Annotated in this window: 14 protein-coding genes and 2 pseudogenes; 7 read left to right on the top strand and 9 right to left on the bottom strand. The window is 51.1% G+C overall.

Features of this window, described 5'->3' with window-relative positions; translation table 11 throughout:
* Positions 1-2 precede the first annotated feature (2 nt).
* The gene (acpT, locus tag AM329_RS19600; protein WP_003861235.1) at positions 3-596 is read left to right on the top strand and encodes a 4'-phosphopantetheinyl transferase AcpT; all 594 of its coding nucleotides are present in this window, start codon (positions 3-5) and stop codon (positions 594-596) included.
* A gap of 60 nt (positions 597-656) precedes the next feature.
* Here the strand turns inward: acpT and AM329_RS19595 are convergent, their stop codons facing one another.
* Complete coding sequence (locus AM329_RS19595; RefSeq protein WP_032608075.1) at positions 657-1163, bottom strand: phenolic acid decarboxylase; 507 nt, start codon at positions 1161-1163, stop codon at positions 657-659.
* 99 nt (positions 1164-1262) lie between these two features.
* Here AM329_RS19595 and AM329_RS19590 point away from each other — a divergent pair, with 99 nt between their 5' ends.
* The 4 genes and pseudogenes from AM329_RS19590 to AM329_RS26355 all read left to right on the top strand — a co-directional run bounded on the left by AM329_RS19590 (position 1263) and on the right by AM329_RS26355 (position 3733).
* Positions 1263-2144: a LysR family transcriptional regulator gene (locus AM329_RS19590; protein WP_023314988.1), complete on the top strand. Its 882-nt coding sequence runs from the start codon at positions 1263-1265 to the stop codon at positions 2142-2144.
* A 32-nt stretch (positions 2145-2176) separates the two neighbouring features.
* Complete coding sequence (locus AM329_RS19585) at positions 2177-2971, top strand: SDR family NAD(P)-dependent oxidoreductase (protein WP_022651983.1); 795 nt, start codon at positions 2177-2179, stop codon at positions 2969-2971.
* A 106-nt stretch (positions 2972-3077) separates the two neighbouring features.
* Positions 3078-3638: pseudogene (locus AM329_RS19580) on the top strand (HAD-IB family hydrolase); the annotation flags it as partial.
* A complete protein-coding gene (locus tag AM329_RS26355) occupies positions 3566-3733 on the top strand; it encodes a SipW-dependent-type signal peptide-containing protein (RefSeq protein ID WP_350324928.1) in 168 nt (55 codons plus the stop codon). The pseudogene AM329_RS19580 and the gene AM329_RS26355, both read left to right, overlap by 73 nt.
* Before the next feature lie 67 nt (positions 3734-3800).
* Here the strand turns inward: AM329_RS26355 and AM329_RS19575 are convergent, their stop codons facing one another.
* From AM329_RS19575 to pcoA, 8 genes are all read right to left on the bottom strand, one after another.
* Positions 3801-4826 carry a TerC/Alx family metal homeostasis membrane protein gene (locus tag AM329_RS19575; protein WP_015571505.1) on the bottom strand — a complete coding sequence of 342 codons (1026 nt, stop codon included), beginning with the start codon at positions 4824-4826 and terminating at the stop codon, positions 3801-3803.
* Between the two features lie 427 nt (positions 4827-5253).
* Complete coding sequence (gene pcoE / locus AM329_RS19565; protein WP_000723069.1) at positions 5254-5688, bottom strand: copper resistance system metallochaperone PcoE; 435 nt, start codon at positions 5686-5688, stop codon at positions 5254-5256.
* Between the two features lie 217 nt (positions 5689-5905).
* The gene (gene pcoS, locus AM329_RS19560) at positions 5906-7306 is read right to left on the bottom strand and encodes a copper resistance membrane spanning protein PcoS (protein WP_001211180.1); all 1401 of its coding nucleotides are present in this window, start codon (positions 7304-7306) and stop codon (positions 5906-5908) included.
* Positions 7303-7983, bottom strand: coding sequence for a copper response regulator transcription factor PcoR (pcoR, locus tag AM329_RS19555; protein ID WP_001188930.1), 681 nt, complete (start codon positions 7981-7983; stop codon positions 7303-7305). Before pcoR ends, pcoS begins: the two co-directional genes overlap by 4 nt.
* A gap of 54 nt (positions 7984-8037) precedes the next feature.
* Entirely contained in the window at positions 8038-8916 is an 879-nt protein-coding gene (pcoD, locus tag AM329_RS19550; protein WP_229692861.1) for a copper resistance inner membrane protein PcoD, read from the bottom strand.
* A gap of 55 nt (positions 8917-8971) precedes the next feature.
* Positions 8972-9352, bottom strand: a complete 381-nt coding sequence (pcoC, locus tag AM329_RS19545; RefSeq protein ID WP_000025662.1) for a copper resistance system metallochaperone PcoC — start codon at positions 9350-9352, stop codon at positions 8972-8974.
* A gap of 39 nt (positions 9353-9391) precedes the next feature.
* On the bottom strand, positions 9392-10282 hold the full coding sequence (pcoB, locus tag AM329_RS19540) for a copper resistance outer membrane transporter PcoB (RefSeq protein ID WP_001378118.1): 891 nt from the start codon (positions 10280-10282) through the stop codon (positions 9392-9394).
* 5 nt (positions 10283-10287) lie between these two features.
* Positions 10288-12105, bottom strand: a complete 1818-nt coding sequence (pcoA, locus tag AM329_RS19535) for a multicopper oxidase PcoA (RefSeq protein WP_001378117.1) — start codon at positions 12103-12105, stop codon at positions 10288-10290.
* A gap of 234 nt (positions 12106-12339) precedes the next feature.
* Here pcoA and AM329_RS19530 point away from each other — a divergent pair, with 234 nt between their 5' ends.
* Together AM329_RS19530 and AM329_RS19525 are read left to right on the top strand one after the other, a co-directional pair.
* Complete coding sequence (locus tag AM329_RS19530) at positions 12340-12789, top strand: copper resistance protein (RefSeq protein ID WP_001023257.1); 450 nt, start codon at positions 12340-12342, stop codon at positions 12787-12789.
* A 288-nt stretch (positions 12790-13077) separates the two neighbouring features.
* Positions 13078-13815: pseudogene (locus tag AM329_RS19525) on the top strand (peptidoglycan DD-metalloendopeptidase family protein).

The raw sequence follows: 13815 nt of genomic DNA, 5'->3' as shown, positions 1-13815 counted from the left end.
CTATGTACCAGTTTGTACTGGGAAAGATCTCCACCCTTAGCGCGGACCCGCTGGCGTCAACGCTCGCAGACATGGCACCTCAGGGTGCACGACACGCTTCCTGGCTTGCAGGCCGGACGCTGCTCGCCAGAACCTTATCCCCCTCGCCCCTTCCCGAGATAATTTACGGCGAGCAGGGAAAACCGGCCTTCGCTAACGGCCATCCGCTGTGGTTTAACCTGAGCCACAGCGGGGACGATATTGCCCTGCTGATGAGCGATGAAGGTGAAGTGGGCTGCGATATCGAAGTGATCCGCCCGCGGGAGAACTGGCAGGCGCTGGCAAATGCCGTTTTCAGCCTCACCGAACATGACGAGCTGGAACGTGAAGCGCCGGAAGAGCAGCTTTCCGCATTCTGGCGCATCTGGACACGCAAAGAGGCAATCGTCAAACAGCGTGGCGGCAGCGCGTGGCAGATAGTCAGCATTGACAGCACCGCCCAGTCGCTCCCGGTCAGTCAGCTACGCTTCGGCTCGCTGAGCCTGGCGGTCTGTACCCCTACGCCTTTCACCTTAACGGCGGAAGCGGTTACTTACTCCGGTATTCCTGCGGCATAAAAAACGGCCATGCCGGTTAAAACCAACATGGCCAATGTCCCGTTCACGTTGTTCTCGATCTTATTTTAAATTTTCCGGGAAGTTTGCAGGCAGCTCGCTGGCCGCGCAATTGATCACGCTATCGTCATTCGCACCGCAGTCACGCACGAAGGTGATGGCGGCAAATTCATCAATCACTTCGGTTGGATACGCTGGTCCGGCATCACGGTAGCTATTCATCAGCGGAATGTGATCGTTCTGGAAGCAGACGGTTTTTTCCGGATTATTCATGACCCAGCGCGGGAAGAAGATGGTGCCGTGGAACAGGCGGTCGCCCAGGTTCACGATCAAGCTCACGTCAGTACCGGTTGGCTCCGACCAGGAAATTTTATAGATGCTCTCCCCAACACGGACGATGTAGGCCTGCTGATCTTTCACCCAACGGTTGCCAACCAGACCACTGTGAATACGGTAGTCCAGGGTGTTTTCGTTTTTAACGTAAATTTCGTAATTCCAGCCATTATCGTAGGTATATACAAGATGTTTGCCGACGAAGCCGCTTAAATCATGTTTATCGAAGGTGCTCATACGATGTCTCCTTTGTTTTGATGAGACGATCGTACCCCTTCAAAAAATGAATGAATAACGCTATGTTTGAATCAAATTCATCCAAAATTTAGATTAATTATGCACAAGACGACGCTCGAACAGTGGGCCTTGCTGGAGAGAGTCATCGAGGCTGGCAGCTTCGCTAAGGCGGCGGAAGAGACCTACCGCAGCCAGTCCTCGGTCAGCTATAACCTGTCGCTTTTGCAGGAGCGGCTGGGCGTGGCGCTCCTGATGACAGAGGGACGGCGTGCCGTGCTAACCCCGGCGGGTGAGCTGTTGCTGAATCAGGTTAAACCGCTGCTGAAAGCCTTCGCCTATGTTGAAACGCGCGCTGCGACCCTGCGCAGCGGGATGCGAACCCGTATCGACCTGATGGTAGACAGTATTTTTCCGCGTAGCCGGCTGTTCGCGATTTTGCGCCAGTTTCAGCAGCTGTACCCGCAAACGCAGGTGCGGCTTACCGAGGTTCTGGAAAACAGCCGCGCAGATGCGCTCAATGATGAAGCCGACGTGATGGTCTTAACCCGCCGCCAGGACATTACCGGCCTGGGCGAATGGCTGATGAATATCGATTTTGTTGCCGTCGCGCATCACGCGCACCCGCTGTTTTCGCTGGATACGCCGCTTAATGACGAGATGCTACGGCCGTGGCCGCGCATTCAGATCGCAGACAGCCAGCCCACCACTCACCCCACCGGGGAGTCGTGGACATTCTCCACTATCGATGCCGCGATCGAAGCGGTGATGTATCAGGTTGGGTACGGCTGGTTACCGGAAGAACGCATTCAGACCCCGCTCCAGCAGGGCATCCTTAAAACGCTGCCGCTCAGCCACGGCGTACGTCGCGCCACGCCGCTGCACCTCATCGTCAAACGCTCCCTCAGCCCGCTGGACGAGCAGGTTGAGACGCTGTTGCGCCTTTTTAAGCAGGAGCCGTCATCGTCAACTGCTACGCTTTAAGTTTTGAACCATAAAACGACAAGGAGTGAACGATGAAAATCGATTTAACGGGGAAAGTAGCGCTGGTGACCGCGTCCACCGGCGGTATTGGGTTTGCCATCGCCCGCGGGCTGGCGGAGAGCGGTGCGGAAGTGATCGTAAACGGACGCAGCGTCGACTCGGTGAATAAAGGCATTCAGGCGCTACAGCAGGTGGTGCCTGGCGTACAGGTCCGTGCCGCCATCGCCGACCTGAGCTCGCAGGAGGGCGTTGACGAACTGCTCAGGGTCGCCACGCACGTCGATATTCTGGTGAATAACGCCGGGATCTATGGCCAGCAGGATTTTTATTCCACCGACGACGAGACCTGGGAACGCTACTGGCAAACCAACGTGATGTCCGGCGTGCGCCTCTCCCGTGCCCTGTTGCCCGGCATGGTACAAAAGGGCTGGGGTCGGGTAGTGTTTATCTCGTCAGAATCGGCCTGCAATATTCCTGCGGATATGATCCACTATGGCGTGACAAAAACCGCCCAGCTCTCGCTGGCGCGCGGTCTGGCGAAGTTCGTGGCAGGCAGCGGCGTGACGGTGAACAGCGTACTGCCGGGCCCGACAATGTCGGACGGTTTTGCCGCGATGATGAAAGACGAAATCGAAAGAACCGGTAAATCGCTGGAGCAGCTGGCGAAAGCGTTCGTGATGGAGAATCGTCCCAGCTCGGTTATTCAGCGCGCCGCAACGGTAGAAGAAGTGGCGAATATGGTGGTGTATGTCTGTTCCATGCAGGCCTCCGCGACTTCCGGCGCGGCGCTGCGCGTTGACGGTGGCGTGGTGGATGACATAGTTTGACCCGTCAGGCCACAGGTTCAGGAAAAAATGCGACCTGATATAAGGACTATGAAGGTAAAGCAGGTAAACTAGTGAACAGAATGTGTATTTCAGCTAAGACGTATTTATGACCAATATGATTGCCGACGAAGCCGTGGCGAAGTCCAGCGTGCTCTCTGTCTTTGACTTTGATGGTACGTTGACGCACCACGACAGTTTTATCCCGTTCCTGCGCTTTGCCTTTGGCAAGCGCTACTTTGCTGGCCGACTGGTGCGCATGGCCCTGCCTACGCTGCACTGTGTGCGCCGCAAGCTGACGCGAGATGAGCTGAAAGAGGTGTTGATCAAAACCTTCCTGACGGGGGTGGATGAGCACTGGTTACGTCAGCAGGCGGAAGCCTTCTGTGAAAAATACTGGAACAAGCTGATGCGCCCGGAAGGGGTGCTGGCCGTCGCCAACGAGGTCAATTCCGGTGCGGAAGTGACGATTTGCTCTGCTTCCCCGGCGCTGGTATTGCAGCCGTGGGCCGATAAGCTCGGCATTAAGCTGATTGGCACGCAGCTGGAAGTGAAAGACGGCAAGCTGACCGGGCGGATCACCGGCCACAACTGCCGGTGTGCCCAGAAGGTGGCGAGGCTGGAGAAGGTGTATGGGGATTTGAACGCGTATCACCTGCGCGCCTGGGGCGACACGCGTGGCGACCACGAGTTGCTGGCGGCGGCGCAGGATCCACACTGGCGGCATTTTCATCATCCGAGCAAGCGCCGAAATTCACCAATTAAGGGTTAGGTGCGGCCCGGTGCCCTCACCCCGGCCCTCTCCCACAGGGAGAGGGAGAAAAGCGGTACATCAGGCCTCACGTTTTCCCGGGAACATCACGCTCGCAATAATCCCCAGCGCCAGTACCCCCAGCACCACAAACAGGCTTGCCGTGGCGCCGATGTTATAACCGTGATGCCAGAAGTGGTCGGTCGCATTCAGCCCCAGCTTGAACGCCACGAAGAACAGCAGTAACACCACCGCTTTCTCCAGATGCACCAGATACTGCTTCAGCGCTTCCAGCACAAAGTAGAGGGTACGCAGGCCGAGGATCGCGAACATCATTGCGCTGTAGATAATCAGCGGCTCACGGCTGACGGCAATGATTGCGGGTACGGAATCGAAGGCGAACATCACGTCGGACAGCTCCACCACCGCAACACAGAGCAGCAGCGGCGTCGCGTAGCGCTTCGCCTTCTTCACGCGGCCTACCATTACATCCTTGTTTTCAGGCTTCTCCAGTTCGGCATCCACCTCTTTCTGGGTCAGGATAAACGCATGGCTGCTGATTTTTGGCCACACCGGGTAGAAGCGTTTCACCAGGCGGTACGCCAGATGGTTGGAATAATCTTCTACTTCATCGCTCTCTTCATTGCGTTTCAGCATCATCACCGCCGTCCAGCCGACGACCAGCGCAAAAATGACCTCAACATACGGCCCCAGGCTCAACAGACTGGTGCCGATGGCAACAAAAATACCGCGGAACACAATCGCCCCGAGCACGCCCCAGTAGAGCACGCGGTGACGATATCTATCCGGCACGCCGAACCAGGCGAAGATCGCCATCATCACAAACAGGTTGTCGACGGAGAGCACCTCTTCCAGCGCATAGCCGGTCAGGAACAGACTGGCCATCTCCGCGCCGTGGTGCACGTATAAAAATCCGGCGAAGGCCATCGCCATCATGACCCAGAAGATGGACCACATAACCGCGCTTTTCAACGAGATCGGTTTATCGTGACGGTGCATGAAGAGGTCGATAAACATCGCCCCAACGGCCATCACCACGAAGACAACAACGGTTTCCGTCGGGAAACCGAGATGAGCAGCAGACATAGACAACCCTTTTAAGAAGACAAAACACCATGCACACAATAAAAAGCGTGGGCCCGTTAAGGACGCATCACGCTAAAAAATAAATATTAACCGTTCTTTTCAGCTGTGTAGAGACATTAAAGTTGTATCCTTTAACCTGAAAAAGACTTTAAAGTTGTAAAGTTTTAAAAAAACACATACAAAACATGATGCTAAGTGTGTATCACACGCTGTTCCAACATTATACCTTGATGTTCTTGCAGGAACTGCAATTTACAGGAGGAAAAAGGTGTTTTTGTAGTTATCTGGCGTTACGTGACAGTGTTGGTCAGATACTTCCACCTCTTCAGAGTTAAAGTTTGATATATGGGAAAAAAAACGCTCCCGGACGGGAGCGTAAGCCAGTGACTTCGGCGTCAAATGAGGGTCTAACAAGTGGAGCTGCGGGTTAATTCTGGGTGATCTGACTGCGATGCTTATCAGCCTGCTGCTGGTGAACAACGGAAGACTGACCATTATTCGCCTTCTCATGTACAGCTGCGGCCTTCTCATGCTCGCTCATTTCAGAAAATGACTTTGCTGTTTCGTTGGTAGCTCCGGGTTTAGCTTTCATCATTTTTTTATGCATTTCAGCCATGTCCTGGTGGGCAGCAGAATTGCTGTTTTGCATCATGTCATGGGACATTGCGGCCTGATCGTGACTGCTCATATCCATCATTGTCATGCTGTCTCCCTGAATTGCACTTTTTTCAGCAGATGACTGCATCTGGTGGGCAGGTGCCTGTGCATTATTTACCTGGTCATGCATGTTCATTGTCTCTGCAGCCATGGCAGATGAAGCGGCAGCCATAATGGCAACAAATGATACGAGAATCTTTTTCATGGTTGGGTCTCCGGTGTTTACATACCCAAACAATCAATGGCTTATAACAGAGAAAGCAGTTGATCTCAGGGCGGGTTAATCATCACTCCAGGAACCAGGTGATTGTGTTATCACGCTGCTCCTGATTTATGAATAATTATAAAAAACCGCCTCTGTTTATCGCGTGACTGAATGATGACAATTTTGTCACCTTCCAGGTTTCTCCTGAACAACGGGATTAATCCATTAACAGGCGCACTTTGAACACAATTTCACGCCCCTGCTGTTCTGCTGACAGCTCGCCGCCGTGAGCATGAATGATCGACCTTGTAATTGATAATCCCAGCCCCGCGCCTTCCGTGTTGTAGAACCTTGATGAGTCTGCGCGATAGAACCGGTCAAACAAACGTTCCAGATTAGCGGGAACCTGGCCGGACATCGTATTCGTAATCATCACGTTCACACAGTCACTGTCACGCTCAAGGTGTATCGCTGTACAGGTGTTATCGGGAGAATACTTGATTGCATTGGAAAGCAGGTTACTGAAAGCACGTCGGAGCATATCGCTGTCTCCGGCAACAACGCCCTCTCCTTCAACCGTGATTGTCTTTCCTGTTTCGTCTGCCAGGGGCTCGAACAACTCACGTAATTCATTCAGTTCGGCTGCCAGATCCACATCATGTTTATCCAGCCGCAGCAGACCATGCTCTGAACGTGCCAGAAAAAGCATGTCACTGGTCATTCGTGACAACCTTTTCAGTTCTTCCAGGTTAGCGAATAAAATTTCGCGGTAATGCGAAACATCCCTTTCCTTAGCCAGTGCAAACTGCGTCTGCATCATCAGATTACTGACTGGTGTGCGCAGCTCATGCGCGATGTCAGACGAGAAATCTGACAGTTTCCGGAATGCCCCCTCCAGGCGATCAAACATATTATTGAACTCCTGCATGGTCTCAGAGATTTCCGGCGGAGCCAGATCGGGATTTAGACGCTGATCCAGGCTGTGTACGGTCATGGAGGAAGCCAGACTGGTCATTTCCCGTAGCGGTTTCAGACCAATACGTGTGGTCAGCCAGCCCAGAAAAACAGAAATAAAGACCAGACCGATATTGAACCAGAACAGCCAGGTACTGAGTTTGTCCATAAACAGGGTGTGATACCCAGTATCCGTGGCAACCGTAATGATGACATGTTTGCTTTTACCCTGTTCCGGCGTCACGGCAACCCGCCGCGAGATACTGCGGTACACGGTGTTATTTTCTTCCGTCTGGATCATATAGTCGAGAATATCACCCGACTTATTAAGCAGGACCGCTGGAACAACAGAATTTTTGGCATAGAGTTCAACAATTTTTTCATTTTCCATGTTTTTTATAGAAATGAATAAGCCATTGTGCCCCACCATCGCATCGTTTATTTTTTCTGATAATGACTTAATATCCGTTTTGTTCCTGAACGTCTCTGTTTTAAGAAACTCTTCGGTGAGCTGAAGTTTACCTGTCAGAAAATCGCGGTCCTGATTATCGAAATAGCCATTAAGGGTGCTAATCAGGATAAAACTTGATAACCACCATACCGTAAGCATCACCGCAGAAAAAATCAGGCTCAGGCGTGTGGTCAGGGAAATTTTGAACCTCACTCTTCTCTGATCTCCAGGACATATCCGGCACCGCGAACGGTATGGATCAGTTTTGGCTCAAAGTCATCATCAATTTTACTTCTCAGACGTCTCACGGCGACATCAATCACATTCGTATCACTGTCAAAATTCATGTTCCAGACCAGGGACGAGATAAGACTCCTGGGTAACACTTCTCCGGTGCGTTGCAGCAGCAACTCAAGCAGAACGTATTCTTTACCGGTGAGATGGATCTTCTTCCCCGAACGGATCACGGTCCGGCGCACCATATCAACGGTCATATCGGCGATGGTGCAGACTGTTGCGGCCTGCGAGCGTGCCCGGCGCAGTAGGGTTCTTACACGTGCAACCAGCTCCGTAAAATCAAAGGGCTTAATCAGGTAGTCATCTGCGCCAAGCTCCAGTCCTTTCACTTTGTCCCGCACGTTGTCCTTTGCGGTTAAAAACAGGACCGGTTCTTCGTGCCCGGACTCCCTCAGTGCGCTGATGATTTGCCACCCGTCGAGGAAAGGCAGCATCACGTCCAGTATTATCAAATCATACTGTCCCTTCGACGCGGCCCCGAGACCATCGCGGCCATTATTAAAGAGATCGGCCTGATAGCCTTCCTCAACCAGTCCCTGCTGCAGGTAACGACCTGTTTTTTGTTCGTCTTCAACGATTAAAATACGCTGCATGGTCAACTCGCTGATATGAAAGTAAAAATCTCACGCATGAGCTTTGGCTGTCCCCTAGCTGACCTGAGACGGAGCAAGCATTCCGAGCCACGCTACGGCGCCCAGAATGATAATCGCAACAACGAATTCTGTCAGGATGCTGTTTCGCATCAGGGCAACGCTGCGATCATAATTCCCTTCCCTGACCATAACTTCAAGCCGGGGACCCAGGTGAAACCGGTTTGCTGCAGCCAGAAGAAGCATCAGAACAAACAGAGCCGTCTTGGCAAGCAATATCCTCCCCCAGGAACTGTTGAATAAGGGAGTTAAGTTACCCTCAGCAATATACAGATAGTTGACCAGCGCACTCAGGATCAGGGCTACAACAATCACCGTTCCTGCCGTGGCAAATTTTGCCAGGGAGTCAGATATCACAATGACGCTCTGTGCATTATGCTCGTTTCTGCGCATCAGCAGGATAGCAAATGCAACCAGAGCACCTGTCCAGGCACCTGCAGCGCCGAGATGGGTCAGATCGCTCAGTAAATGGAGATAGTAATGCAGACCGTCATGCATAACGGCGTGTCCTCCCCAGGCAAGTGTAGCCAGCGCCACGCCCCCACTCATCGTCATCAGCAGGCAGGACAATACTCTCTTATTAGTGTAAAGGAACAAAGCACCGAGTGTGGTAAACAGGGCACAGAGCCTGACAATCCAGCTAATACCCACATCAGTTTCTTCTATCACCATCTCGATAACATGGATGGATAATTCTCTGAGGTCAGTTACTCCACTCATGGCATTAGATACCAGGAGCATATTAATGCCAGTAAGAATGATGCCTGTAACAACAGCAAAAGTTATAAACGACCTGAAATTAGTCAGGTTATAGGTTTCATGTCTGACACCGCTTATTCCATATATCTGAAAAAATGGCAATCCAAATATTACCATCAAATCCAGATAAAGAAGAAAACGAATAACAATCATAATCAGGTCGTTCATAATATTACTTCACTGTAAAGGTGTAATTACCGGTAATAGGGTGCGTATCTGAAGAAACCGCGCGCCAGTCAACACGATAAGTGCCAGCGGGTAAAGGCTCTCGCGGAATAATGACCATCGATTTAGGGTCAGCGCCTGGCGCCACTTTTGCCGCGACCGGCATCGGAGAATGTGATGACATGCCTTTCATACCCGTCATCGTTAATTTTGCACCTGAGAATTTCACGGTCAGATTTTCCGAGAAATTAAGCTGAATCTTTTCCGGGGCCGCTACGGCTGAATCAGCCTGTGGCACAGAGCTTTTTAATTCCGGATGGGCCATAGCAGAGAAAGCAACGCCCATAACGAGGCCACCTGTAAGAATGGCTTTATTTAAAATCGACATTTTATTTACCTGTTTAGTTGAGTGTTTTATATCAGTGCGTTAAAACCAGATTCTGGCTCCCGCCAGGAATACTACCTGATGGTCTTTCTCACCTTCTCTTTTCGCCATATCGGATGTTTTCCCGTAAAGTTGATTCCAGGAAACGCCTATATAGGGTGCAAACTCACGGCGTATTTCATAGCGCAGCCGGAGCCCCAGCTCTGTGTCAGTCAGTCCCCTGCCGCGACCCCGCGATTCATCATCCTGACTGTAGAAATTCACCTCATAGGATGGCTGGAGTATGAGCCGGTTAGTCAGTAAAACGTCGTATTCTCCTCCCAGACGAAGGGCTGCTTTTCCGCCATTACTGACAAAACCCGTAATTTCAGACTCAAAATTATAGAGTGCCAGCCCCTGAAAACCGACAGCAGCCCAGGTCCGGGCAGAAGCAGGTCTGAAATCCTGCCTGACACCCGCAACCAAATCCCACCATGGGCCAACCGCATGTCCCCAGAGTAACTGCGCTTCAGCCGCCTCCGTTTCCCCATTGCTTCGTTCACCTTCACTCTTTAGCCAAATCCGATCTGTGTCGCCTCCAATCCAGCTGTTAACACTCCAGCTGAAATTGTTGGTGTTATCCGACCGTTGCCATTCCAGTTGATCCAGCAGAACCAGATAATTAATCGCACTGTCGTGAATCGCATGCCCCTGTAAATTGCCGAATGCAGCCTTCCGGTCGGCATCGGTAACAGGCGGAATTGGCGTTCTGCTCTCAGTTACAATGGGCTCCATTGACGTCATCTCAGTGAAATTCTCATCTGCTGGCATCTGCATGGCAGACATGTCGTGCCCGGCGTGGGGATCTGCAGAGACGGAGCCCGCCGCAATAGAAAGCTGTGAGGTAAACAAACCGGCGACCAGAACAGGTATGGCCTTCAAATTTCTCTTCATTCGCATCATTCCTCCACCCGGACTTCACGAAACATTCCCATTTCCATGTGATAGAGCAAATGGCAGTGATACGCCCAGCGGCCAAGCGCATCTGCTGTCACTCTGTAACTGCGTTTTGTACCAGGGGGAACATCTATTGTGTGTTTACGAACCATGAAATTACCGTTTTCATCTTCCAGATCGCTCCACATACCATGCAGGTGAATGGGGTGAGTCATCATGGTATCGTTGATCAGCGTGATCCTGAGCCGCTCACCGTATTTCAGCAGCACCGGTGCGGCATCTGAAAACTTGATTCCGTTAAATGACCAGGCAAACTTTTCCATGTGGCCGGTTAAATGCAGTTCTATGGTACGGCCAGGTTCACGTCCGTCAGGATCCTCAAAGCGGCTTTTCAAATCCGCGTACGTGAGAACCTTTCTTCCGTTATTTCGAAGACCAATACCCGGATCATTTAATTTCGGAGAGACGCTCATCGCCTGCATATCAACCAGTGGGTTATCCGTTTCTGACGCAGGATGACTTTGCATACCCGGCATTCCGGCCATCCGGGAATGATCCATACCGGCCATGCTGCTGTGATCCATGGGCGCGGAGGATGTCCCGCTATCCGGAAGGCCAGCACCGTCCATAGACATCATCTCTCCGCTGTTATCCATGCCTCCCATCTGGCTGTGGTCCATTCCTGCCATATCATGTCCCATTCCCCCCATACCCATATCTTCCATGGTCAACAGAGGACGGGGATCGAGGGGGGGAACGGCAGCACTTAACCCCTCTCTCGTGGCCAGTGTCCCTCGAGCGTAACCGGTCCTGTCCATGGATTGTGCGAAGATGGTATAGGCCTCACCCTGAGGCTCCACAATGACATCATAGGTTTCGGCAACGGCAATCCTGAATTCGTCAACGGTAACCGGGTTTACATACTGGCCATCTGCAGCCACGACCGTCATTTTCAGCCCGGGGATACGGATATCGAAATAGGTCATTGCCGAGCCGTTGATAAACCGTAAGCGTATCTTTTCACCGGGACGGAACAGTCCGGTCCAGTTTTTCAGCGGGGCCTGCCCGTTCATGAGATAGGTGTAGGTGTAGCCACTGACATCCGCGAGGTCAGTCGGATTCATTTTCATTTCAGCCCACATTTTCCGATCGGCAATGGTGGCTGACAGCCCCCTGGTATTCACGTCGCGGAAAAAAGAGCCAACGGTTGGTTTATTGAAATTGTAGTAATCCGACTGTTTTTTTAATTTTTTCAGCAGGCTGTGAGGATTTTCATCGGTCCAGTCAGACAACATGACCACATGCTCACGATCGTAAGTAAACGGTTCTGGCTCCCCGGCATCGATGATAATGGCACCGTATACCCCCTCCTGTTCCTGCAGACCGGAATGGCTGTGGTACCAGTAAGTCCCGTTCTGCTTAACCTTAAAGGTGTAAACGTAGGTATCATCAGGCTCTATGCCCATAAAACTCAGCCCCGGAACACCATCCATATTGGCCGGAAGAATAATGCCGTGCCAGTGAATGGACGTCTGTTCATTAAGACGGTTTTTGACCTTCAGGGTAATGGTGTCACCTTCTTTCCAGCGAAGAACGGGCCCCGGCAGGCCTCCATTGATTGTTTTGGCCTGACGCTCACTGCCCGTGATATTGACGGCCGTTTCACCAATGGTCAGGTCAAACTGAGTACCCTGCAGGGATGCGGCAACTGGCAGGCTCAGACTGGAACGCGCATTGAAACTCCATACGCCAAGACTTCCGGCTACGCCAGAGAGGGTTAACCCCTTCAGGAAAGTTCGTCGAGACGTTTTCAACAGCATGCGCATTCCCTTATTTAAAGTATGGTTACTGACAGAATTCGAGAACCGATTTAAATTAAATTACTGGTTCATCCACTTACAATGAAATGAATCTAGCACACCTTAAGAAACAAATTCATTACAATCGTGTAATGTACATAGCTGTATTACATTTACGTCATCTTCCCCACAGGTTGATTATTTTTATATATGATCATAAGGACATCTTTTATGTACCTCAGAAGGTAATTACACATGAATATATTAATCACGACCACTGCGTTTACAGCTTTATTTTGTGGGGCAGCTTTTGCTCAGTCCAGTGATATTGCCCATGAAGCACATCGATTTGTTAATAATGCCTCAGCCGTCAGTCATGTGAATTCCTCGACGCATGAAAACTTACCGGACAGGGTTAATAAAAACAACACGCCCTCATTCTCTGAAATGAATGAACATGAAAGGGCCATTGTTGCTCATTCATTTATGAACAACAGCGCGTCCTATGCGCATCAGAAAATGATTGAGGAACATAAAAAAATGCTGTCCGGCAGTGATGCAAATTCAAAGACCTCGTCTTCTTCTTTTAACGAACTGAATGCCGGAGAAAAAGCCGCTCTCGTGCATGAGCAGGTCAATAATGCCGGTGCGGAAGCACATCAGACGCAGGCAAGAAAGCTTCGCGGGCTGTATTCGACCAGGTAACTGCAGGCGGGTTAGTGCTTAGCGTCAGGTGCGCAGCAGGGCTTTACTGACGGGTTACGTAGCAGGACATGAGCCCCATATTGCTCTGCCGTAACCTGTTTCAGTCCCGTTAATCATCACCGTCGGGCTGGTCATACAGTTCCCAGAGCTTCAGGAGCAAACGGGAAACAAGATATGTTACAAAAATGACGACCATCAACGGTGCTCCCGATTAACTGACAGATGACACGCCTCCTGAAAACCCCTAGCATACGCCGCAGTGTTCATGCTAACGGCGAATTCCAGTAAATGTATTCTACCGATGTCGTAAAAGAAAATGCCTACCTTTCAGCCACCCGCTCGGGGCTGGAATCGAACGAGATCGCTACTCTTCAGCGCTCCTTGCCTTCCCGGTTTAATCTGCGGCATTTGAAAAAAATGAATCATTAAAACTCGTACTGCAAAAGAAAGCGGGAAAATCACGTGTCGTGGCCTATAAATTTACGTCCGGTTCATTTAATTACACGGCGTATCGTATATCAGATAAAAAGTTCTATAACCTTTCCGATACTTCCGGGAAAGGCAGTCTCGATTATCCGTTACCGGCCACAGCAAGACTCAGTTCGCCTTTCAATCCTGCAAGACTTAACCCGGTATCGGGAAAAGTGAGTCCCCATAATGGCATTGATTATTCCATGCCCATGAACACGAAAATAGTCAGCGTCATCGACGGAAAAATCACCCGGGCCGAATACAACAGTACCATGGGATATTTTGTTGAAGTAACGGGAAAAGCCGGTGTTAAAACTCGCTATCTCCACCTCAATAAAATACTCGTTACTAAAGGGGCCAGGGTTACACGGGGAGGTGCTATTGCGTTATCCGGTAACAGCGGACGTTCATCCGGTCCTCATCTGCATTACGAGCTGGTCATCAATAACAACCCTGTTAACTCTCTGGCGTTCCGGGCAGCGGCACCCGCTGATAACAAACTCGAACAGCATGCCTTTTGCGCATGCCAGAGACTACGAACGATACCTGGACTGA

The organism is Enterobacter cloacae complex sp. AR_0002 (assembly GCF_001922365.1).
GTDB lineage: Bacteria > Pseudomonadota > Gammaproteobacteria > Enterobacterales > Enterobacteriaceae > Enterobacter > Enterobacter hormaechei_C.
This window is presented reverse-complemented; position numbering and strand designations above follow the sequence as displayed.